15 protein-coding genes and 1 pseudogene are annotated in these 23011 nt (G+C 59.0%); 3 read left to right on the top strand and 13 right to left on the bottom strand.

The features are described 5' to 3' along the window. Window positions 1–437: 437 nt before the first annotated feature. The 7 genes and pseudogenes from ACIGKQ_RS23515 to queC form a co-directional block, all read right to left on the bottom strand. On the bottom strand, window positions 438–1169 hold the full coding sequence (locus ACIGKQ_RS23515) for a hypothetical protein (protein ID WP_396575074.1): 732 nt from the start codon (window positions 1167–1169) through the stop codon (window positions 438–440). 276 nt (window positions 1170–1445) lie between these two features. Further along, on the bottom strand, window positions 1446–2381 hold the full coding sequence (locus tag ACIGKQ_RS23510) for a hypothetical protein (protein WP_396575073.1): 936 nt from the start codon (window positions 2379–2381) through the stop codon (window positions 1446–1448). Between the two features lie 13 nt (window positions 2382–2394). After that, a complete protein-coding gene (locus ACIGKQ_RS23505) occupies window positions 2395–3444 on the bottom strand; it encodes a queuosine salvage family protein (protein ID WP_396575072.1) in 1050 nt (349 codons plus the stop codon). Between the two features lie 325 nt (window positions 3445–3769). Then, window positions 3770–4536, bottom strand: a pseudogene (locus ACIGKQ_RS23500) (IS110 family transposase); the annotation flags it as partial. A gap of 420 nt (window positions 4537–4956) precedes the next feature. Then, entirely contained in the window at window positions 4957–5316 is a 360-nt protein-coding gene (queD, locus tag ACIGKQ_RS23495; RefSeq protein ID WP_396575076.1) for a 6-carboxytetrahydropterin synthase QueD, read from the bottom strand. Between the two features lie 8 nt (window positions 5317–5324). Then, window positions 5325–5957, bottom strand: a complete 633-nt coding sequence (gene queE / locus ACIGKQ_RS23490; protein WP_396575071.1) for a 7-carboxy-7-deazaguanine synthase — start codon at window positions 5955–5957, stop codon at window positions 5325–5327. Continuing rightward, on the bottom strand, window positions 5954–6652 hold the full coding sequence (gene queC, locus ACIGKQ_RS23485; protein ID WP_396575070.1) for a 7-cyano-7-deazaguanine synthase QueC: 699 nt from the start codon (window positions 6650–6652) through the stop codon (window positions 5954–5956). Before queC ends, queE begins: the two co-directional genes overlap by 4 nt. Before the next feature lie 987 nt (window positions 6653–7639). Here queC and dbpB (ACIGKQ_RS23480) point away from each other — a divergent pair. From dbpB (ACIGKQ_RS23480) to dbpB (ACIGKQ_RS23470), 3 genes are read left to right on the top strand one after another with little or no spacing between them, the layout of a single operon-like run. Then, on the top strand, window positions 7640–8779 hold the full coding sequence (gene dbpB, locus ACIGKQ_RS23480; protein ID WP_396575069.1) for a DGQHR domain-containing protein DpdB: 1140 nt from the start codon (window positions 7640–7642) through the stop codon (window positions 8777–8779). Then, the gene (dpdA, locus tag ACIGKQ_RS23475; RefSeq protein ID WP_396575068.1) at window positions 8776–9999 is read left to right on the top strand and encodes a tRNA-guanine transglycosylase DpdA; all 1224 of its coding nucleotides are present in this window, start codon (window positions 8776–8778) and stop codon (window positions 9997–9999) included. Before dbpB (ACIGKQ_RS23480) ends, dpdA begins: the two co-directional genes overlap by 4 nt. After that, on the top strand, window positions 9996–11096 hold the full coding sequence (gene dbpB, locus ACIGKQ_RS23470; protein WP_396575067.1) for a DGQHR domain-containing protein DpdB: 1101 nt from the start codon (window positions 9996–9998) through the stop codon (window positions 11094–11096). The genes dpdA and dbpB (ACIGKQ_RS23470) overlap by 4 nt, the downstream gene beginning before the upstream one ends. A gap of 74 nt (window positions 11097–11170) precedes the next feature. Here the strand turns inward: dbpB (ACIGKQ_RS23470) and dpdD are convergent, their stop codons facing one another. Genes dpdD through dpdG form a run of 6 tightly spaced genes read right to left on the bottom strand, consistent with a single transcriptional unit; the run spans window position 11171 to window position 23009 of the window. After that, window positions 11171–13378, bottom strand: coding sequence for a protein DpdD (gene dpdD, locus ACIGKQ_RS23465; RefSeq protein WP_396575066.1), 2208 nt, complete (start codon window positions 13376–13378; stop codon window positions 11171–11173). Continuing rightward, window positions 13375–13893, bottom strand: coding sequence for a phospholipase D-like domain-containing protein DpdK (gene dpdK / locus ACIGKQ_RS23460; protein ID WP_396575065.1), 519 nt, complete (start codon window positions 13891–13893; stop codon window positions 13375–13377). The genes dpdD and dpdK overlap by 4 nt, the downstream gene beginning before the upstream one ends. Further along, entirely contained in the window at window positions 13890–18389 is a 4500-nt protein-coding gene (gene dpdJ, locus ACIGKQ_RS23455) for a protein DpdJ (RefSeq protein ID WP_396575064.1), read from the bottom strand. Before dpdJ ends, dpdK begins: the two co-directional genes overlap by 4 nt. Beyond that, window positions 18386–19093 (bottom strand): hypothetical protein, encoded by a 708-nt coding sequence (locus ACIGKQ_RS23450; protein WP_396575063.1) that lies wholly within the window; start codon window positions 19091–19093, stop codon window positions 18386–18388. The genes dpdJ and ACIGKQ_RS23450 overlap by 4 nt, the downstream gene beginning before the upstream one ends. Continuing rightward, complete coding sequence (dpdH, locus tag ACIGKQ_RS23445) at window positions 19090–22104, bottom strand: protein DpdH (protein ID WP_396575062.1); 3015 nt, start codon at window positions 22102–22104, stop codon at window positions 19090–19092. Before dpdH ends, ACIGKQ_RS23450 begins: the two co-directional genes overlap by 4 nt. After that, entirely contained in the window at window positions 22101–23009 is a 909-nt protein-coding gene (gene dpdG, locus ACIGKQ_RS23440) for a protein DpdG (RefSeq protein ID WP_396575061.1), read from the bottom strand. The genes dpdH and dpdG overlap by 4 nt, the downstream gene beginning before the upstream one ends. Window positions 23010–23011: the final 2 nt, after the last annotated feature.

The raw sequence follows: 23011 nt of genomic DNA, 5'->3' as shown, positions 1-23011 counted from the left end.
CATTTAGTGCTCGAGATTCGAGGCCACCAACGCCCTGACCAGCACCAACAATCAACCGAACCCCGAAAATCCGGTCAGGAGGTCCAACTCAGGTCAGACACGGACGGAGTGGGCGCCCTCTATACCCCGGAGACGATGGTGCTCACCCAACCGCCTGCCAATCGGCGGTCGGCATCTGTCGCATCCCAGCGACGCGTCTCTATTCTCAGGCCGGTCCCACATCCTTCTATCCGGCCCTTCAACATGACGAGGCATCAACCAAGGGTTCATCCGTATTCGCCCGCCCGTCCTTCTCCTCGCCCGTTGCCCTCGGAAGGAACGAGAACCCTTCGGCTTAACTCCTGGGCTCCGCACCCCGCAGTTACCCGCGACGCACGCCAGGACGGAGACCGGCCATCGAGCACGGACCGAAGATCACGTCACCACAGGTGCCTCCTTCATCGTGATCCGCTCAACGCATGCGACCTCGTGTCGCACTCCGCCTTGTTGCCTTCGAAGACATGGATGTCGAGTGGGAATCCGTTGCGCGCCACCAACAACCCGACCGTGACCTGCGGGTCGACGCGGCGTTCTTTGCTCATGCCGACTTTGCGTAACTGGTCTTCGTCCTCGGCTTCGAAATACAGCGTCGTCAAGTCATACAGAACCAGCGCCACACCCGGCCCCTGGGTAATGACGTGATCGAGGCACGCTTTCGATAGTTGGCTGCGGTAGTTACGTTCCACGCAGCGGGCCAACGCCCGTTTGATGCTCGACAGGTGCGGCGCGCTGATGCCGATGTCATCGAGCACGCGCCCGGTGTCGAGTTTGCTGGTCGGCTCGACCAACCGGGCGCACACCAACGCGGCGAAGGTGTCATCGCCAAGCACATCGAATCCCAGCCGCCGATACGAGCTGGTCAGGGTGGTCCACAGCAGTTCGCTGGAATAGCGGGTGATCACCGCCTCACCGCCCGCCCGCACCTGTTCGGTACCGGATAAGCCGAGGTCGAGGTGTTGCTGACCGGCCTCGATCTTGCCTTTGGCGACCGCGATCAACGCCGCCAACTCCGCCTCAGTGTGCGCGGAGCCGATGTGTTCCACGATCCGTCGGCGGCCCTGCACGGTCTCGGCAATCTGCACCGCCGTCGCTCCTGATGCGGTCGTCACCTTCCGGACATACGGGCTCACCAACCGACCATATCCGAGACATTTAGTGCTCGAGATTCGAGACAGTCAACACGCTGACCAGCACCGATAACCAGCCGACGCCCGAAAATCGGGTCAGGAGGTCCAACTCAGGTCTGACCAGGCATTGCCCGCCAAACATCGAAGAACCGCGTTGATGTTGCGCATCCCGGAGTGCAGAAACGGGCCTGTCCGCAGGACCGTAACCCGCATCTGGCTCTTGCCGGTCGTCCGGTGGTGGCGTACGTCCGGTGAAGTCGGTGGGGCGGAAGGTCCGAACTACTTCTCGTACAATGCGAGGACGTTGAGGGCTGGCCCTTCCTTCAACATTCCTACTAGGCGAAAACCATGCTTTCTACCTCGGTGCACGAAGTGATATGCGAAATCGCCCGTGTCGTATTTCTCACGGGCTTTGAAGTGTAGATGAAGACTGTCGTTTTGACTTCCGACGTCCCCAAGGGGTACGCGGAAATCGATCCAACGCGGACGACCGCCTGTTCCGATTGCCTCTTCAACCACATGCATGAGAATGTACGATGTGTCGGCGTCTTTTCCAGGTTTCTTGCTTTGGAACCAGTCCCAGTAGGCGTTCATGCCGTCGGGATCAAGTTTTCGCGGGTATTCTGCCGGAAGTTGCTCACTCGGACCTTTCACCGCGGAAGAAATTCGATTGTAGAAGAGAATGACGTTTCCGTCAGGCAATTCGGCAGCCATAGGAACTATTGGAACGCCATGTGGTACATCGAGAAAGATGAGCGGTTTACCCTGGCTAGCCACCCGTGCAGCATCCGTTATCCAACTGAAGTCTTTCAACCCGAAGACGTTCCATGTACGCTCCTCAAGGTTCGCAGAATAGTGTACCGCCAGGTTTAGCAGGCGCCTCTCGGAGGAGTCGACGGGAACTAACTCGATGGTGCTAGCATTCTTCTCCTCCGCTGTCCCGCCGCGGCTAGCTTCGATACCAACACTCGCTTTTAGTGATGCGAGAAACGAAGCAATTCCTCCAAAAGACGCTTCAGTTTCGGCCTTGCCGCCTACCGACCACGTCTTCGTTTTGATATCCTCCGCTGCGATAGTGAGAGACTCTTGCTCATATTCGGGTAGAGCAACCGCATAGTACAGTGATCGAATCAACGCATCGTCAACGAAGAGTGGCGCATCCAGTAGCCAGTCTGGTAGTGATCCTTTTTCAAATGTGAGGTTGACTTCGTCCATTGCGATCATCCTTTCAGTAGTGGCGTGTAATTTGTAGCGGTCTCCGGAGGGTGACATCCTTATCGCAGAAGGACATGAAGGGGCATATTTCGCAGTTTGGCTGACGGTCCTTGCAGATATTTCGGTTCATCCACAGCAGATTGTCGATTATGTCCCCCGAGAGACCAGTCCTGGATTGCACGCCGATCAGAGCCTCCATCGCGGCGGAGCGTAGTTCATAAGCTTCGGCGTGGTCCAGGTGGACATCCGAGCGTATTTTTGCGTCAAGTGCAGAATCGACTGTCAGCACATGCTGGCGCAATAACTGCTTGAGCAGCTGGTAGTCGATTGCGGGAAGCAGCGGTTCTTTAAATACTGCTAGTCCACTCCCCCGGTGCATCAGTGCGTTGACGAGCGTTAGTTTAGCGATGGGATCGTCGAACGCGCGGAAGCCACGACTCATGTGCAAAAAATTGGACAATGATCCGCTGGTTTTGGTAACTAGATTATGGAACTGTCCATCCCAGTCGTGTATCAAGACCTCTCCCAAGTTGCGAAGATTCTTAATCCGATCTGGAAGTGCCTCTTGAAGAGGGTTTGCGCCGTTGTCATCCTGAAAAATATGATTGAAGGTACCGTCGTCCATCGCTGCCAGATAACTGGCATCTGTGATGGGAGTTCCTGAATCATAAGCGAGACGCAGGCAGCGCCACATATACATTGAACCTGCAACGTACTCACCTTTCAGGTATCCACCTAGCGAGACTACCTCTCGTGATTCTGAAAACCGCCAGAATCGAAAATTTATACTGTTTCCAACAGTTAGTAGTTGGGAACGGGTCGACGCATCCGTCTCAATCGGCCAAAATTTTGGGTCGTTCCATTGATATGCGGCTTTCTTGATTCTTGCCTGTTCGGCCACCTTGGCAACAAGACTAGATAGTCTGTCCGCGTTGATCACAACCCTGGGATGGTCAATGAGGAGAATCCCACACCGGCGAACGAGTTCTAAAAAGGCGCCGTCCGGGCGGGTGGTGGCGGTGAGAGTCGACTTAAGAGCAATGCTGTCCGCTTTACCATACACGAAGACGACTCTACTGGCCGGGTCCGACAAGTTCGCTGTCTACTGAGGTTGCCCTTGTGTGCGTCTGATTAGTCGGAGACTGGCAAGTTGGTCGGGTTCGGGTTTGGTGGGCTGGTCAGGCGGTGGCGGTCAGGTTGTGCGGGTGGTCGAGATGTTGTCGAAGCGGTTACTGGGTTGGCGACAGCGCAGGGATGATGCCGGTGGCGCCGATCTGGTTACGTAGGCCTCACGTCAAACTGACCGCGAAATCGGGTCCATGCCTTAGATAGGAAGGCCCGCGAAATCAGGTCAGTTGGCGGGCACTCGGACACCCTTGCGGACATCAGGTACTGCGTTGTTGCAGAGCTTCTTTCAATGAGTCGGCAAGTTTGGGGAGAACCGTGTCGGCGGCTGCGATGCCGGGCACGACGACCGATTGCGCATCAAATGCGGCGATGATGTCGTCGACCAGGCGCGGCCCCATTCGCGGGGCGTGCTTCTTGGCTATGGCGGTCAGTCTGCGACGCCCGGCCTGCTGCAGCCCCGAGGTCCGCGGTGGCGGGAGAGCATCTCCAGAACGGCAGGGTGGGTGTGATGCGTGGTCCCAGAACTCGCTCGAGAGCGGGGTGGGTGCCGGTCAGCAAGCCCTGCATGCGGATGCTGATCCGGGTGGCCTCGTCAGCCAGATCGTCATCGAAACCAACGAGTACCTCGAACTCGGCGAGAGTCTCGTCGTCGGTGTCCACGCGGCGCAGCGTGTGCGGCATTGTGCGCGCGGTATCGGCGATGATGAACGCATCACGCGCATCGGTTTTCGCCTGCCTCGGATACAGGTCGGCCCCCGGCGCATCGAGAGGCCTGGCAGGTAGCCGACATCGTGGCCACACGCCCGGGCAACCGTCACCGGCAGCGCGCGGATCGTGTTGGGCTGATCGACGACCATAAGAATCGGCCCATGGCCGGCGAGTTGGTCGAACACCGCGCGTAGTTTCGCTTCGTCGTTGGGCAGCGCCTTGTCGTAGAGAAGCTCGCCGTCAGCAGTTAGCGCGACGGCGTGATGTTCGGATTTCCCCACACGTCAACGCCGCAGTACACGGCGTGCTCGGTGCTCATTGAGCTACCTCCTCGTCCATACGAGAACGGTCGCACGATCCGACGTCAATGCCCGGCACCCACGTTACGAAGAGACCTACTCACTCACGAGCGGCCGTGTCCCTATCAGCGGTCCACTGACGCCCACCACACCCGGCGACACCACCCCCCGGATCATGTGAGAGACAGGGGCAAGAAGTCATACCGGGTCCGGCGACCGCAGCCCTTGGGTAAGAGCTACGGAAGAAGGTAGCGGGTGAACTGGGTGGGGGTAACAAACCGGGTGGCAGTCGCTTGACGGCGGAGTTCCGGCAACATTGCACGACTTGCTCATTCCGATTTGACTGCGACGAGTACACGAAGCACCTCGACGGGCAAGAAGACCCCCCGACGTGGACCCTGTGAACGTCTTCAAGAACTGACAACGTGGGCGACGAACTTCTAGTTGGTCCCGTAGTAGGTGCAACCGGAGGTCGCAGTTTCGCGTATCTGGACAGCACGAAGGCCGCGGACGTCTGGGGAGAGGCGATCCCAGATCCACACAGCCAGATTCTCGCTTGTTGGATTCTCGAGTCCCTCGATTTCGTTGAGGACGTGGTGATCGAGTGTGCGGACCAGAGGTTGGACGACTTCCTTCAACTCTCCGAAGTCCATGATCCATCCGAGTCGGCCGTCGACCGGACCCTCGACCGTAACGGTCATGCGGTACGAATGCCCGTGCAGTCGTGCGCACTTGTGTCCTTGTGGAACATTCGGTAGGCGATGTGCGGACTCGAAGGTGAACTCCCGAAAGATCTCCATATGCCGGGTCACGGTATTCCTAACAACTTGTGGGTCTGGATGCTCAACTGCCACTGGGGATTTTGCAGACAGTACGCGACGGCAGCCGCGGTATTCTCTCGGATACTCGGGTCATCCAAGGGCTGCAATCGGAGACGTGCGAAATTCAGCGACTCAAATCCTGCGGGTGACAGATCGTCCTGTGGATAGACGAGTTTCAACTCGTCGCCTCCAGTGACTACCAGTGGGGCGTTCTTCTTAGGGCTGACGCAGAGCCAGTCGATACCCGGAGGTGGAGGCACCGTGCCGTTGGTTTCCACCGCCACGTAGAACCCTTGGGCGTGCAGAGCGTCAACCAATTCCTCGTCAAGTTGAAGTAGAGGTTCACCGCCAGTGCACACGACCATGCGGTCGCCGGTGTCCGAAATCCATTTTGAACTCACCGCAACGGCAAGATCGACTGCGGTTGCGAACTTGCCGCCGCCGGGGCCATCGGTACCCACGAAGTCGGTGTCACAGAACTGACAGATCGCTCGATGCCGATCCTTCTCTCGTCCGGTCCACAGATTGCACGACGAAAACCGGCAGAAGATCGCAGGTCTTCCAGCATGGGTCCCCTCACCCTGAAGGGTGTAGAAGATCTCCTTGACCTTATAGGTCACAAAAGACTCCCTTGGTAGGTCAACGGGTCGCTCAGGCCGGCCTCTTCGAATCCCCGCAGGCGCAGTAGGCACGAGTCGCAGTGGCCACATGGGTGGCCGTCGGAACTCGGGTCATAGCACGACGATGTGACAGAATAGTCGACTCCCAACCCGGTACCGCGTCGCACGATCTCAGCCTTCGTCATCGAGATCAGCGGGGTGTGAATAGTGAAACGCTGACCTTCAACTCCCGCGCGTGTGGCCAGATTCGCCATCTGTTCATAGGCAGCAATGTACTCCGGCCGACAATCCGGATAGCCCGAGTAGTCCAATGCATTCACACCCAGGAAGATGTCTCGAGCACCGACAACCTCGGCATACGCAAGCGCAAATGACAGGAAGATCGTGTTCCGGGCTGGGACGTAGGTATTCGGGATGCCCTCGGCTAGTGCGTTGGCCGAATCGTGCTTGGGAACAGCGAGATCCGAGGTCAGCGACGACCCGCCAAACGTACGCAGGTCGATGTCCACGACCTCGTGCCGTTCGACTCCAAGGGAGCCGGCCACCCGCCGGGCCGCGTCTAATTCGACGGAATGTCGTTGCCCATATCGAAACGAGAGAGCGTACGACATGTAACCGAGGTCGTTCGCGATCGCGAGGACAGTCGTGGAGTCAAGGCCGCCGCTGAGAAGGACGACTGCTGGTGGCTTGATCATCGAGAACCTCCGGGTTGTTTTCGACGAGCGCGACGAGTAACTGCGCCCTTGAGTAGTGCCAACCATAGTGTAGTTTATGAGTCTGACAGGGAGGCCCGCCGATGAGAAAACTAGCAATAGTCGTTGGCTGCACCAATCGCAAGTCTGCTCCGGTTCCGGCTGAACTGGCAATACGGAGCCTCGACGCGGGCTATACCGAAGCGCGGGCCGCGCAGTGGGTGGAGCGGGTCGGCGCAGCTACCGAGCGTGTACCGCTCTCGGAGCTCTACATGGGCGAGGCGTGGCAGCAAGCCAAGGCATTGCTTTGCGATGCCGGTGAGAAGGGCTATGACGCAGAGTTGTACATCGTATCCGCTGGCCTGGGCATACGGCACGTTACGTCGTTAGGGCCCGCGTACAGCGCGACGTTCTCCCGGGGACATGCAGACTCGGTAGCAGCAGATGGGGTTGGGGCAGTTCAGTGGTGGCGGTGGATGAGAACGCAGCCCGACTCCCATACTCCTGAATCGGCATGTCGGGAGAGCATGTTGGTCGTCGCGTCGGACAGTTATGGTCAAGTCATAGCCGAAGAGATCGATCGGTGGGGTACGCAATGTGACGACCTACTGGTTGTCGGGGGATCGGATGGACAGAGTTCGCAGGTGCCGCGATTGCCGGCCGACAGAGCGCTCCGGAAGCAACTGGGCGGTACAACTTCGAGTCTCACCATACGAATGGCACGTCGGTGGCTCGAACTGTCCAGTGGGAAACGGATCACGGAGGATGGTGTCCGCACTGCGTGGCAAGAGTGGGCTCGAATTTCCAGGCACGTCGAGGTGTACGACCGAATTACGATGTCCGACGACGAAGTTCGCATGTTCCTCGATGAAGTCATCAGCACGGAACCGGCGATATCAGCAACTCGCGCATTGAGGAAACTGCGCGACTCCGGTCGTGCGTGCGAACAACGACGATTCCACCGCCTCCACAATGAAATGGTGAGCTGAGATGTCGCTGCCTGCCACACTCGAACGGCGCGCGCTTCGGCTGGATCAGAACACCGAAATGCCTCTGTACCTCTTTGCCCTGGCCGCAGAGGAAATCGACCTCGTGGCGGATGTCGCCCGCATTTCACGCGATGAGGCCGGACGCCTGATCGGTTATCAAAGACCGGAGCGAAAGAGTCATGTCAGGCAAATCCAGCAGTATCTCGATTCTGCTGATGTGCTCTTTCCCAATGGGCTCATTCTCGCGCTGCCGGACACTGTGAAGTTCAAGTCGAGTAGGGGACCAGGTGCGTCGGATGGGCTATCCGTCAGTGGTGTTCTGGAGATCCCCCTTCCCGCCGACTCCGCACAACCCAGACCTGCGTGGATAGTCGATGGCCAGCAGCGAAGTCTCGCGCTGGCCCGATCCAAGAACCGCCGGTTGCCCGTTCCGATTGCGGGATTTGTTGCACCGACGCTCGCGCTGCAACGCGAACAGTTCTTGCGCGTCAATACCGTATCGCCACTGCCTGTGAACCTGGTGACGGAACTGCTGCCTGAAGTTTTTGCCGCGCCGTCCCCGAGACTGTCTGCCAAGCGCCTGCCCTCGGCCTTGGTGGACATGCTCAATATGGACCCGGACTCCCCCTTCGTCGGTCTGATCAAGCGCGCTTCCACCGATGAGGAAGCGAAGAAGCGAGTTGTCGTCACCGACACCAGTCTGGTGGAGGCCCTCCGTGAGTCTCTGGAGTCACCTTCGGGAGTGCTGTTCCCTTACCGGAACATGGCGACCGGAACGACGGACACCGAGAGCATTCGCCAACTGCTGCTCATATACTGGTCGGCGGTGCGCGATACGTTTCCCGGGGCGTGGGGCAAACCTCCAACCAAGTCGCGTCTCATGGGAGGTGTGGGGATCAGAGCGATGAGTCGACTGATGGACAGGGTAATGGCCCAGGTCGACATCGCGTCGTCGGACGCCAGGGACGTGGCCATGGCTGAATTGCATCGAATTGCCGGCGGTTGCCGGTGGACCAGTGGAACGTGGGACGAGTTGGGTTTGCCGTGGAATGAACTGCAGAATACGCCGAGGCATATATCTGCACTGTCAAACTACTTGGCTCGCGCATACGTCGACGCGAGAAGTTCGGGTTCTCGATGAAGTTCTTCTTCCCAGATAGCCAAGATCTCGTTAGCCCGACATACGATTTCATTCACGACGAGTACTCGCCGTTGCGCGTTCGGCAACGGGATGACCGCTATGCGCATGAAGTTCTCAGTGAACCCGCATACGATGGGGTCCTGGTGTCGAAGGCTGTGGTCGATGGGTCGGTGCGGGGCACGGGGAAATACTCGATGCCTCAGCGTCAGAGAATCTATCGTATGGGAGTTCGTGCCTTCTTTCGCTTACCTAAGATAACAGCAACGATGGGAGACTGCGGTTCGTTCACTTACGCTAATGAGCCCGAACCTCCCTATAGCATTGGTGAGGTATTGGATTTCTACGAAGAGTGTGGCTTCGACGCCGGTGTTAGCATCGACCACGTAATCCTCGGATACTCGAAGTCGGGAGAATCGGCCCCGGACGATTGGTATCGGCGACAGCAGATGACACTTGAATGCGCTCAGAAATACCTGGACGAAACGCGCGCGAGGAATTCGACTGTGGCACCGATCGGAGCTGCGCAGGGATGGGATCCGCCAAGTTATGCAGAGAGCGTGGCCGCACTACAGAAGATGGGTTATACGCGGATTGCGCTTGGCGGAATGATTGCGCTACGGACTCCGGACATCGTCGATTGCCTCTTGGCCATCGACGACATTAGGTCCAGTGATGTCGGTCTTCACCTTCTCGGCATCAGTCGGATCGAGAATTTCGACAATTTCAGATCCCTAGGCGTGACGAGTTTCGATAGCACGTCAGCCTTCAGGCAGGCCTTCATGGACGACCGCGATAACTACCACACCGCCGATACGACATACGCCGCCATCCGGGTTCCCCAAGTCGAGGGAAATGTGACGCTCAAACGAGCCATCCTGGCTGGCCGTGTTCAGCAGGCAGATGCAGTCTCGGGCGAACGCGATGCACTAATGGCACTACGGGATTATGACGCCGGAAGAGTCAGTATGACCAGTGCTCTGGATTCGGTCCTTGCGTACGAGCGTCTGGTTATCGGGTCGAAGAAGAAATCGTACGAAGAGCAATACAGGCGGACCCTCGAGGCGGCGCCGTGGCGGTCGTGCCAATGCGGTCTGTGTGCCGACCATGGAATCGAGATTGCGATCTTCCGAGGTACCGAACGAAACAAGCGCCGAGGCTTTCACAACCTAGCGACTCTTCGGAAGAAGATCGCACTGAGACTAGAGGGAGTCCAGCAATGAGTCAGAAGACTGCTAACAATGTACTGCGTCTTCCCGCACTCCGCATCAAACAGGGCGATCGAGAAGTCTACAGTTTCGCGGTTGACGGAAAGCAACTTCTGGACTTTACGGCAGTTTCCAGGGTTGGACGCGGCGAGGACGGCGAACTTGCCGGCTATCAGCGGCCAGAGGTGCTAAGTCATATCCGTGCGATTCGACGGTATATCGAATCTGATGGCGCGATGTTGCCGAACGCGGTCGTCGTTGCATTCAACGACGCTGTTTCTTTTCGGCCATCTAGGGGGGCGAACGGACATGAGTTCGCTTCCGTGGGTGAACTCCATGTGCCAGTCGACTCCACGTGCAGTGACAAGCCCGCACTGCTTGTCGACGGCCAGCAACGCGTCGCAGCGATCAGAGACGCAGAAGTCGATTCGTTCCCGATAGCTGCGGTTGGATTTGTGGCCGACGACGAGGAACAGCGTTCTCAATTCATCCTTGTGAACAATACAAAACCGTTGCCCAAGGGCCTAATTCATGAATTGATTCCTGGTTCGGCTGGGTACCTTCCTCCCAAGTATGCTCGTCGTAAGCTCCCTGCCTCGGTAATGATTCAACTGAACCTAAATCCTGACGGCCCATTTTTCGAAAGAATTCAGACCCCAACGTCGCCGGATGGATACATTAAAGACAATAGCATCCTCAAGATGATCGAAAACAGCCTCTTCGAGGGAGCGCTGTACCGGTACCGTGACCCGATCGACGGATCGGGTGACGAAACTGCGATGGTTGCCCATCTGGAGATGTTCTGGTCGATCGTTAGGGAGACCTGGCCGGAGGAATGGGCGGCGGCCCCCAGGAAGTCGCGATTGACACACGGTGTTGGTATCCAGTCGCTGGGGTATGTGATGGACACGCTCACCGACGGGTACCACGTCGATCATCTCAATCGTGCTGAGATTGAGCGGAAGATGAAAGGTATTAACGAGGTTGCGGCGTGGAGCTCAGGTCAATGGTCCCTTGCGCCGGACGATATCCGCAAGTGGAACGGACTCCAGAACACACCTAACGATGTCAAGTTGTTGACTAACTTGTTGCTCCGCGCAGTCCGCAACTGACTGACGGGCTAGCCCTGGGCTAGCCCGGCTTAGACCGTTGGACAGGACATTTCGTGGGCAAGTCGTGCCGAGCACTAGCCGACAAATTCGGCTAGTGCTCGAAGAATTGCAGACGATCCGCGAGAGTTGACCAACACTGTCGGCGAGTTCTTGCGATATGCCGCGATAAACGTGGTTGCCGCATGCTTCGCAGAGGCTGTCACTACCACGAAAACATCGGCGTTTGCACTCATCTGAGCTAGTTGAGTGCTGCCGTCGTGTTCGGAGTTGGTCTTCACATCGATCGAAGGGACGAGTCGGCGAAGCACCTGGGACGCTCTGGTGATCGCCGACTCCGTGAGTGAGTGCAAGACGACGGTCTTTCCAGCGAGGTATCGATACGGCGCGGCGGCATCTATCGTTGTGTCATCCGCCTCAACTGCGTGGAACTCAGAAGGGATCTCGATGCCGAGTTCGGATGCGACAAGGTCGAGTGCCTCGAGGTCGGCGCCATCGAGCGCTGTTCGGTAGGGCCGAATAGCGGCTATTGCCTTGTAGAACAAACCCAGAACGGCATCCGTACTACCAGGTGCTGGAACGGAGGTGAGTGCCGCAACTATGTCACATGCCCAAGATACGGTTGTCGCGGCGATGTTCGTATCAAGGACCATGCCGACCCACTCAAGCAAATCCTCGAATATGGACTGCTCCGGAGCGCCAGCGGTGACTGACTCGACCAGTGCCAGTGTCTGTGCGCGGATGCCGGCGGACGCCTTTCCCCCCAACGTGACGGCTGCGACCAGGCGAAGGACGAGTTCAGGCGAGTCGAACGACTCGAGTGCCTCATTGTGTGCCGCAAGAAATTGTCCACCGTACTCACCGAGTTTGGCGAGGTTGTCGTCGGAGGCGGCGTAAAGCAGTTCTTTGAATTGCTGCGCGGACAGTGGCTCCCAGGTTTGAACCGCGCTCGCGGTGGGGTCCACTGGCTGAGACTCGGAAGCCGAGAGGTTGAAGAACCAGTCTTCCCAGCCACTTGCAGGCGACTGGCGACACGCGGACTCGAGGGACTCGATGTCGGCAGCCACAGTAGGGCCGGTAGCTGCTAAAGCCTCTCTGAGGCTGTAGGTGTTGAGGTAGTCAACGACCTTCGCCGACCACTCGGCGCTGTAGACCTGCCGCGCTGCGTAGACCAGTGCGCGGCCGATTTCGACCGACGGCTCGCTCGTGAGGCCCAACTCGATACAGGCGGCGTGCTGTCCCGAGAGCATGAGGGCGCCGATTTGTGCAATCGGGTCGGAGGCCGGCATCGGTGCCACACTGGCGGTCTCAACGTCGGGCGAACTCGGGAAGAACTCTCGGACAATGCTTTCAAAGTGGGCGTCGAGGCCTTGCTGAATGTGGGCGGCATTGCGGATGAGTTCCTCGATCGCTGGATCGTCGGGCCCCGTCCCAACATTTTGGAGCCGAGACAGGAGTTCGACAAGCGCTTCTGGGCGCGTAGTCGGGGGAACGCCGGTGTAGAGGTCGCGCAGTGGCGGATCCAGCAGTTTGGCCGCGGCGTGTAACTGCTCTTCCGATCCGTAATGGTCAAGCTCGAGGAACCGATCGAAGTAGAGCCCGGCTTGAATCGCGCGGGTAACACCCAACGGTCGGCGCATGGCTAACACGTGTTCGAGTGCGGGATCTGCAAACATCGCCTCCCAATCTCGGAGTCCAGCGTTGAACCTCATACGCAGGAACGCCAGATTGGACTCATCCAGATCCGCCGATTGTTCGAGTTCGGCCATACATGTCGCTGCGAGCGATCGATCGGACGCCGCAATCGCGTGCCCAAGGTCATCGAGAATCTCGACGGTTGTACGTAGGGCATCGAACTGGGATGGCGGACGCATATTCAAGAGTCGGGTCAGGGTCGTGAGCGCGTTCCGGACTGCAAGCTTTGCCTGGCCAGACGCCGGAGAGGCGTGAGGCAGCACCTCGAATCGGATCGGAGGTACTTCAGTCTCGATCAGTGGAATGTCGAAAGCGTCCATACGATCGAGTTCGCCACGTCGGTGCCGGAGATCGCTGTACGTCGGCCCTACCCAAGCGTCGAGCAACTCCAAAAGTTCACGTCGGTCAGTAGGCGAGGGGGCGAACGCGTACCAATAAGTTCGGTGTTCAACCCCGCGGGGCAGAAAACCGAACCCTCCTAGGAGGATGGTCTCTAACCAACTGTCCAGCAGCGAGTGCAGTGCCGGATCGACCTCGGTGGGTTTGATTCGGTTGCCCTGGCCAAAGAATTCGCTGAGGAGGTTGTTCATGGGACCTGGAACCTCCTTTGGTAGTCCAGACGGGCGCGGGCGATGGAATCAGGGTCCGATGTCACGGTGACGCCTTCTTCGTTCACCGCTTGTCCGAAGAAAGTGAAGTTCATCGATCCATGCACATGAAATCTGGCACTGAGAATTCCCTTGTCGTGCAGGATGTCTCGAATAACGACCTCAGGGTGCGGGCCTGTGGTAGGTGCGTCTCTGATCCTGCTGAGGGCTGCCGCATTTCGTTCGTCGTCGCGGATCACAATCCGAACCTTGGCGCCGCGCCTGGCGAGTTCGCTGAGAACTTCGGTGAACCGGATATGACGTGCCGGCATTCCGGGAAGAACCGATTTGAACTGTCCCGCAGAATTGTCGATCACGACGATGTCAGAAAGCCAGGGAGAAAGCACGAGCAGTTCGCTCGATGGGTCGAGTAACTCGGTGATGAGTAGCATTTGAATGAGATCATTGACCAGTCGCGACTGACCGCCACCCCGGGTCGCGATACGACGTGTACTCATCCCGACATCTCTGCTAGTTCGAGCGAAACGATGGCCGTTCCATCGTTCAAGTGCCTGATCTCGGAGACACGCGGGTAGATCTGCAAGTACTCGGTCTCGATTGCGACAGTGGCGAGGCCGACGAGAATCTCGGAGAGTCGTCCGGAGTCAGCAGGCCGGGCCATCAACTGTGCTGAACCTAGGCGTGTGAGCAGGTTGCGAACATGGTCGTCAGCTTCTGGTGTCTCGACATCGACGGGTGCGCTTTGGGGCGTAACAAGTGAGCGCAGCAGATCTGGAATCGATGGCAACGGCGTTACGTAGGGATTGTATGACTCAAGTTCGCTTGCACGCTGCGCCCAACCTCGTGGCCACAGAAGGCTCTGGATCGCGTCGATTCGCTGCTGTTCGGTAGTGGTAGCCGCGTTCTGGAGGCCGGCATCGAGATCAGTGCGCTTTCGCATGAGGTATGCCCAACTCCGGGAGGGGATCTCAAGACCTAGGCGGTCCTCTTCGGCGCGCCACTCCCGGACGAGAGTGCGGAGAGTGTGATCGGTCGCGGTCGTCGATCCTGGCCGTAGGACGCGATTGGCCAAACTCGAAACGACCGCCTGCTCGGCTCCGTAGACGCCTGCCGTCCGCATCATGCCGACTATTTGGTGAAGGGCACTGACCCGTCCCCTCTGGGAGTCGGCCGTTCGGAATGCTGCGACGGCAGTCGACCACTCCGACTCCGAGTTGATGAGATCAACGAGCCTCAACATATGCGCATCGACAAGTTCGCTTGTGCTCGGTTCGAGTGCGCGTGCGACCAGGTGGAGGAAGCGGCGTGGATCGGGACGGACGCGGATGGCCAACGCCTCGATGAATCCGCCGCCTCCAATGGACGCCTCCGAGAGCCAGATCTCGTCTGTGCGAGCCGTTCCGCCGGGACTTAGCCCCGGTTCGATGTCAACGTACAGGCCATCGGGATCATGCTCCGGGCAGATCTCCCTCGCAGCCCACAGCATTGCCTGCCCGATGGTGGACAGAATGCGCTGGTGCAACCATCGTTGATACGCGCTGGCGTCGGGATGCCAGACCTGTGCAACGAGTTCGTCAAGTCTCAAACCGATCGCGGGTTCTTGAAGTAGTGCGTGTAGGCGCTGTCCGAGTCGACTGATGGTGCCGTCGTGATCCTGGTCGACATCGGCGCTGCGGAACATCGCACGCAGGGTTGTTTGCAGGTTCTGGGTGAAGTCTGCACGAACCGCTGCATAGGCGGCATCGAGCGAGCACCGATTCTCGACCGACGCGGTAAGCATCATTGCTTCTAACGCCTCGAAGAGCCAGACCAATTGGAAGGTATTGACATGCTCCAGCAATTCGACGTCGGTGGTGACGAGGTGGCGGAACCATGCGCTCCGGATCCCCGGAAGGAGATGTTCTGGCACCTCGCTTGTTTCGGGGAGGCGCACACGCACGCGCAAGGCGTCCACATCGTAAGTTGCACCGAGAGCGACGCGGTGACCGCGCAGACCGAAAGTCGTGTGAACGCGACGCTCGTCGCCATTTTCCATCAGCAGGGTGGCATCGGAACAAAGCGCTGCCCGGCGAACCTCCGCGTGGGAGTTCTGTGCGTGGAGAAAGAAACGAGCATCGATGATGAAACGCCCGATGACGTCGGTATCCGATACCCGCACATCTAGTCCGGCGCCTGTTTCGGTGACTTGAGTTGCCCAAGTGAGTAGCGCGTTAGACGAATCTCGGACCTCTGGCGGCGCCAGCGCTACCTTCAGTTGGTCAGGGCGGATCAGATCGACTTGGGTCGGAGTGCCGTCGATCTCTACGAGAATGTCCGAATCATGGCTGTAGGCGGGAAGGATCGTCTCTACTTCGACATCGGCTGCGCGAACGTCGACGGGAACCGGAATCCAGTGCCGGTGGCTGAGGTCGCGGGTGGCGAACCTGCGTGATACCCGCCCCGGAGCGAACTCGCGCAGCATCTGCGCCATGCCCATCGCCTCGACGGTCGGCTCGGTGGTGTCGCGCCGCTGTGATGGAACCAGTACATAACCCTCCGGAAGGGCGAGTTCGCTGAACAGATTCTGGGGAAAGTAGTCGGGCAAGGGTGTCGCGCCCAGGTTGTCCATCCCTTGGATGAGACCATCCGGAGAGGCGACGGACCATTCGGTGTCGAGGCGCCGAGCTAGCGTTGGAACTCCAGCAAGGATCACCGCTCGCGGCGGATGCCAGAGGATTTCATCGACGACTGCGATTGGAAGTTGGAGCGCGGCAGCGATCCACTGTTGCAGATTGCGTTGTTGCGAGGGGTCACGCAGGACTCGCATGAGGATCTTTGAGGCTGCTATTTGAACAGCCTGCTGTTGTTTGTAGTACTTCCCGCTGCCGATTCCCGAGAGGTCGCGCCACAGGTTGGCGAATGGCCGCTCTGATTTGATCTGCTCTGCGAGCCAGTCCATGGTCGCGAGCGCGGCCTGCATGCGTAGGACGGCACGGTTGCGAATCGGGAGGATCAGTTCAGGCAAGACCGGGTCGAACAGCGCGTCCCAGGACTCGTAGGTCGCTCGATCCCGGCCGTAGTCAGAGAGGACAACTGCTGTGTAGGGACGCATGCCCCGTGTCCGGCCGGCGCGGCCTTTCCGTTGCAGGAAGGGTGCGACACCGCGCGGCGACTTGTGCTGCAGTACGGCGCCGACATCCGGATCATCGAATCCGACTTCCAGCGAAGCCGTAGCGACGATCAGTTGGGACCCGATGTCTACGCCCGCGTCCTGAGAGGTCGTTCGGGTGACTCGGACTCCCGTGGACTGGAACTGGTGACCGAGAGCCAGTGGGAGGTCCCAACTTTGGCCGGCGCGTCGTTGGGCTGTGAGGTCTCCTCCCCCGGGTATACGCATCGATGCCAGTGGTGGCTTAACCTGTTTGGTCTGGCGCCCGTAGTAACGTTGGCCCTCCGCGTCGAGGAGGTTCGAGAAGAGGCGATTCGTCACGTCGAGGTCATCGGTGAATACGAATGCCTTTGTCCCATAGAGTCCTTCGGACAGTCGTGCATCTGGTGCATCCAGTGTCCTTGGGAGGAGCATCGACGTCTGGATGGTCGTGGAAAGAACGCTAGCGCCACTCGTTGGGTCGCTGCGGACCGCGATCATGTATTCGGCACCCTCGTACTCAAGTTCCTCGGCGCTGGGTTCGATGCTGGCGACGAGGTCGCCATCGACTCCCGTGAGATCCCCGAAGTGGCCAACGGCGTTAGATAGGGTCGCGGAAAGGCCGACGAAGGTGACGGGACCCCGCACACCGTGATGCCAGCGTCGAATGGTCATTGCCACCTGCGCTCCGGTTGTCCCCTCGTACGTGTGGATCTCGTCGAGGAGCACAAGGCGTGGCTTATTGGGCACTCCGATGCCTAAGACGTGCCGCATGTCCAGATTACTGATATTGCGATTGAGCATCTCAGTTGTTGTGAACAGGATGTCAGGCGGTGACTGGCGCAATCGCTTGCGCGTGAGTGCGATAACAGAGTTGTCGAACTTCCGGGTGCAGGCGCTGCAGACAAGTCGCTCGACCTCCTGGTCGGCGTCCGCCTCCGGCCAGTAGAGTGTGCCGCCGCACACTTCGGTGCCGTCGCCAGGGCACGTGAGCGTGGGGCACCGATAGCCTCGTGCCTCCTTCGTCCAGGTGGAGTACTGGCCTTTCAGCCACACGGCGGTCGTCGGAGTGTTGGAGTTAAGGACTCCAATGGTCAGAGGTCGGCCGCTTACGCTTTTCGCTGTCTCGTCGAGTCGTCGGGCATTCGCGAACGCCGTCGAGAACTGGTCCCGTAGCAGTTCGTTCCTGGGGTAGACGGCTATCGCGCGCGTCCACGCACTGGCATCGTTCATGGAGATGAGATAGGCGAACGCCGGCAGATAGAACGCGAGGGTCTTGCCACTGCCCGTCCCGGCACCGACCACGGTCGCTGACGTCGCTGTGCCACGCAACGATTCGAGAATGCGCTTCGTTGCTCTCACCTGGAAGCCGGCGACGCTGTAGTTGCCTTCGCCCTTCGACGGCGGGATCAGAGTTAATCGGCGCAACACGTCCCGATAAGTCGGGTCATCGAGAGAGTCGTTGAGTGCGGAGTCCCAAGGTTGATCGCGTTTGGGGTACGCGCGGGGGCGGCGGGCATAGCGGAAGTCGGCCACGAGCTGCGCACCACGTCGCCATCCTGAATCGGCATTCGACGACGAAAGGAAGACTTGGCGCAACCGGGCGAGGAGTCGCAGGGTCTCACCGTTCCGAGTTCGCCAAAGACCGGGAGACACGGAGTCGTCGTAGATGATCAGCCCGCGGGTTTGCAGCGTTTCGGCCAACTCGTCTGCTAGGCAGAGTTGACCCTCGTCGAGGATGACCTGGTCGAGTGTCGCGAAGAGTTCGTCGTCAGTCAAGCCGCCTTCGACGACGCCCCAGGAGAGTAGAGGGTCCTCTTGGGACTCGAGTGCATCAATCGCGCGCGAGATCGTGCTTCCCTTCACCGGAGCACAACCCGGAAACGGTGGAGAATATTGAGTCGGTTCAGTTCAACAACGACGTCTGGTGTCAATTCGGAGAATGGAACACCGTCGTCAGATTGAACTCGAACCACCACGTCCGCGATTGTGGGATTGACGAGACTGCCGATGCGTTCACCGCTCGAGCCAAGGAGCGCGAGTGCATCCTGCAGACGTTCGATGTCTCCCGACTGGGGTAGGTCCTTGTTACTGAGTGCGAGGATCGCCGACTTGGCACGCTCGATGTCTAGGCGAATCACCTCGACGTCGACCCCTCCGTACTGCAGTGCGTCGAGGAGATCATCGTCGACCGCAGGGACCTCGGTAGGTAGGTAGTTCTTCCACGCCGCAATGGCCCAGAGTTCGGAGTTTTTGAAGAACTGTTCGACTGTTTTGGCCTGCATCTTCACCGCATCCAGCTTGGCATCGACATTGAGCGATTCAACAGCAGTAATCAAGTCGGTCACGAGGGCGAGGGCGGCGCGGCGGAGCTCGACGTAATCCTCCTGCGCAACCCCGGCGGAATGCAACACGTCCCGCGCCACCTCGACTCGGTCAGCCTTCGCTGTGGCCATATCGATACGGCCGGTGATGGTCGTGAACTCTCCCGTTCGTGTCCTGATCTTCTCCTCGTCATTCGCGGCTACGGCGCGTAGGCGAAGGCTATCAATCTGCTCGGCGAGGGTCATGTTGTCTCCTCGGAACCTTGCGCCGTCGAGAGGAAACCCGCGGCAGCCTGGAGTGAATCAATGAGCGCTTGACGTGCTTGGTTGTACTCGAGTTGTGCTGCGGTGTTGGTTCCGCTTCCGAGATTCTCCTCCAGAGCGCGCACTGCTTGACTAGCTAACTTCAACCACGTGGCAACTCGATCTACAGGTTCGTCCCAGTCGTCGGTGAGCAGTCGGATCTGCTGATCAACCGAGAGTTCGGTCCACGTTCGGAGTCGCGAGCCGATGCTCTGGACGCGCCCAGCGTCGCCGGGGTTTATGACTCTGCCAGCATTCCTGAGGTCGGAGGGAATGATGCCACCAGGGAGTTGCCCTGCCTTGGCGCGTTCGGCGACCAACATGTCTATACGCTTAGCGACGTCCGCAAGTTCGCCACCGAGATTGCTGATGTCGGGGAGCAGCGCGCCCGCCTCGTCTCGGACACCAGAGAGCGCAGTGAGTCTTGTGCGAACGGTGTTTGCCGTGTCCTCCAGGAGACCAGTGGAGGCGGGAAGGTCGCTGGCGGCATCCCTTCCGCGCAGCGCCCTTATGACCCGCGGAAGGTCGAGCGCAATTGGGCTACCCGTTGGGCCTTGCGTGAAGGAGGCGAGGCGGAGAACCCGCTGCTGCAGTTGATTTCGTGACAATCGCTGTGGATCGGCGACAACCACCTTCTGCCATTGCTGCAAGCGAGGACGACTCGCGTGCGGCACGGATGGGGCGGGCGCGAAGAGAGCCTGAGTCCGAGTGAGTGCGTCTTCCCGGAATGCGTCCGAGACGCCTAGGGCTTTGCTCATCGTCAGAAGGGTATTGGCGGCCACCTCGAGTTCGGGGTCGTCTTTCGTGTCACGGGCTGGGAGGAGTGCGGCAGTGACCAGTTCAGACCAGGCAGAGACCTTCTCCTCCACGAAGCGCTGGAGGAATTCGCCGTTTTCCAGTGAGCGCCAGTCTCCCTGGTCATTCACCCATGCGAGAGCACGAAGAGTGCGAACATCTTCGTCGTTCTTTGGGTCGAGAGTGATGATCGCGTCTGGATTGGCCTGGTCTGCAAAACCTATTGCGGTTTGCGCTCCAAACGCCGAGTCCCACTGCTTCCCCGCGTCCGTCCACATCAAGGTCCCGCCGAGTCCGTCATCGAATGACAATCGAAGGACAACTGCTCCATGGACGAGTCTGCGCAGTTCGTTCCGGTTGCCTTGGATCAGTAGGCCTTTGCTGCGCCAGCCATCGACCGCCTGGACGAGTCTTGGAAGTATCGATTTCTGTGGTGGTACAGGTGGAGAAGGAGGCTGTCGAAGCGGTTTGAGCGTCGGCGCCGGTTCTCGAAGAGTCGGGACGTCGGAGTGGAGGCCTTCGACTGGCGGGATTCCAAAGGCTTCATGGATTGCCGGCGCGAGGTTTTGTGGGCCAGATCCACTCGCGCCCCAGTACCGAACCAGGACGATCCTGCGCCTGGAAAGTTCGACGTCACTCGTTGCGAGGCGGTGCTCGTCCTCGATGCTGTCCAGATCGCCGACAGCGCCAGAGCGAAATGCGGCGTCGAAACTGGCATTGGGAAACGTGTGATGCTCGATCTCGTCGTGCTGATTGAAAAGAACCGGCCGCAGCACCTGAGTGAGGAAATCACGGAGACTGAGTCGCTCCTCAACGAGTCTGCTCCTCACCGCCTTATCGAGCGCATGCTGGTTGAACGGAAACAAGCCGTACCCATCCACCGCACCAAACGCAGCATGGCATGATTCGTTGACGGGACATTGCTCGCAAGCATTCGGCCTCTCATCACCGGCCTTGTGCGCGTTATCGAGCGCTTTGCTGCCTACGCGAATGGCATTCATGTAACGGGCGGCGACCGTCGCCGGCGCGAACGTTACCTGCGGTGTCGGGCTATCGAGGTCGAATACCTTGTAGACGCGGGTATAGACCGTATCCGGCATCTGTTTTATGAAGTAACCGGAAGTCACCGCCATTACGATGCGCATTGGGCACACGCCGTTGTCCTGCGTGGGAATTAGGGTGATCGCATCCAGTAACCCGCCTTGGATTCCCTGAAATATCGAGAAGTCCTCGATGAGCAGAAGTAATTCCTGATTCTGCTGTTCCAGTTCCACCCGGACTTCGACGAGTAGTTCTTTCAGATCTTCTCCCCCGATCCCAAAGACCTGGCTCACCGCCGAGTTGAGTTGCTCATTGAGCATCGTGGCGGCGAGTTCTCGTTCAGCCTGGTTCATGAGGGCCGCAGCAACGCTCTGCGCCGCTTCGCCCGCCCGGGCAATATCGTCTACGGACAGGGCGAGGTCATCAGGCGAGAATCCGAAAGCCTCCTCTTTGTCCTCGATGCCGCGTCCGGTGAGTTTCTCACGAACGAGCCGACTGATGGGACTCTTTGAATCGAAGAGACGTTCGCGGAAGACCGGATCACCCAGCAACGCGGACAATCCGCCGCTCGATGCGAGCCACTCGCGGAGTTCTTGTTCTTCGGACGGGACGTCTGTTCGCTTGCCGCGAACCTCGACTAGAACTGCGAGTGCGCTCTTCAAGCGCAATTTGGCCTCTTGCTCGTCGGCGATGCCCTCAACCGCGGTTGCAACCTTCTGACGCAGTTCAGTAGCGCGTTCGCTAGTGATCCCCTCGAGCACGAGATCGAGGATTCCGCGCAGCGACATGCGGTGCTTGGGCACGAAGACGACCCGACGCGAGTCCGTCATGGGGAGGGTGGCCCGCAACCAGCGCACGAGGTGTGACTTCCCGGTTCCGGACCCGCCGAGGATCGGTAGTATGGGCTGGTCTGCTGGCTGTTCACGAACCGCCTTGAGTAGCGCTGATTCGTCGGTCTTCTTGACGCGTTTGGCGTTGGTGACCATATCCCGCTCAAAGATCGGGATTGAACTGTGTGTGGCGAGGAAGACGGCATCGGATGGTGTTTCTGCTTCGACGGGGATGACCTTGGTCGTCTCGTCGGCGGCCCAACATGTCGTGGGGGTTCGCCAACTCATAGTTTCTTGCCGCCCTTCAAAATGACGTGGGTGATACGCCTCTGGTCTGAACTCGAAAGCAAAACACCCTCCGCATCGGCGAGGCTCTCGAAGGCGAGCACCTTCCTGGTTTCAAGAATGCGGAGCACTTGCGCAAGTGAGGAATCTACGGCGTTCGCTTGGATTCCGGGATCTGGGTCAGCGCCGAGGCGAGTGACAAGGCCGTGGCGGATGATTCCTCCGGGTAGCACCGGTAGTTGCTGCGAGAGCGCACCAAAGAACTCCGACACAGATACACGCCCCGCAGGAATGACCTCGAGGGTGTCGAGCACAGCCATGGTGGGAAGGGGTACCAAACCTTGTCTTGTCCTGAGGACTGACGGGACAGCAAAGCCAAGTGCCTGCGCCCAACGCGAGAACGCCCCCCACCTGGTGTCGTTGCGGAGAACCCATTCGTTTAGGTCGGCAGTGCGGAACTGATCTTTCTGCAGTTGTTCGACGTTGTCGGTCCAGTTGATCGGTGCGCCCTGCGCGTCCTGCGCGAGGAACCATGCCAGCGCTCGCGCGAGGTCGCGCGCGCCACTAGTATGCGCGTCTTCTTCGGCAACGGCCCAGGGATTGCCGTCGCGATTCAGGTCGAAGACCTGCCGGCGGAGAAATTTGCGGAATCTTGTGCGGTCGAAAGACTGTCCTTCTTCGGTGACAACAGGGGCGACTTCGATCTTGCCGCCTGGACTGGAGGTGATAATCCTGATTGCGCGACATGCAGCGATGGTGTTCTTCAAAGCGTCGTTACTGTCGTTGACACCAGGGTTAAAGGCGGCAACGAGCGAAGCTTCGTCCCACTCCTTCCGACTCTCCAGTAGGAAGTTCACGATGGATCGCGCCAGGCCGGGTACGGCCCGCGGCGGGTTGAGAACAGCCACTT

This window comes from Gordonia sp. NPDC062954 (assembly GCF_044543825.1).
Lineage (GTDB): Bacteria > Actinomycetota > Actinomycetes > Mycobacteriales > Mycobacteriaceae > Gordonia > Gordonia tangerina.
Note: the sequence above shows the minus strand (reverse complement) of the source record. Positions and strands in the feature narration are given on the sequence as shown.

Coding starts and splice junctions, on each gene's coding strand:
- ACIGKQ_RS23510 (WP_396575073.1), bottom strand. CDS start 2,381: ATGGACGAAGTCAACCTCACATTTGAAAAAGGATCACTACCAGACTGG.
- queD (WP_396575076.1), bottom strand. CDS start 5,316: ATGGAGATCTTTCGGGAGTTCACCTTCGAGTCCGCACATCGCCTACCG.
- queC (WP_396575070.1), bottom strand. CDS start 6,652: ATGATCAAGCCACCAGCAGTCGTCCTTCTCAGCGGCGGCCTTGACTCC.
- dbpB (WP_396575069.1), top strand. CDS start 7,640: ATGTCGCTGCCTGCCACACTCGAACGGCGCGCGCTTCGGCTGGATCAG.
- dpdA (WP_396575068.1), top strand. CDS start 8,776: ATGAAGTTCTTCTTCCCAGATAGCCAAGATCTCGTTAGCCCGACATAC.
- dbpB (WP_396575067.1), top strand. CDS start 9,996: ATGAGTCAGAAGACTGCTAACAATGTACTGCGTCTTCCCGCACTCCGC.
- dpdD (WP_396575066.1), bottom strand. CDS start 13,378: ATGAACAACCTCCTCAGCGAATTCTTTGGCCAGGGCAACCGAATCAAA.
- dpdK (WP_396575065.1), bottom strand. CDS start 13,893: ATGAGTACACGTCGTATCGCGACCCGGGGTGGCGGTCAGTCGCGACTG.
- ACIGKQ_RS23450 (WP_396575063.1), bottom strand. CDS start 19,093: ATGACCCTCGCCGAGCAGATTGATAGCCTTCGCCTACGCGCCGTAGCC.
- dpdH (WP_396575062.1), bottom strand. CDS start 22,104: ATGAGTTGGCGAACCCCCACGACATGTTGGGCCGCCGACGAGACGACC.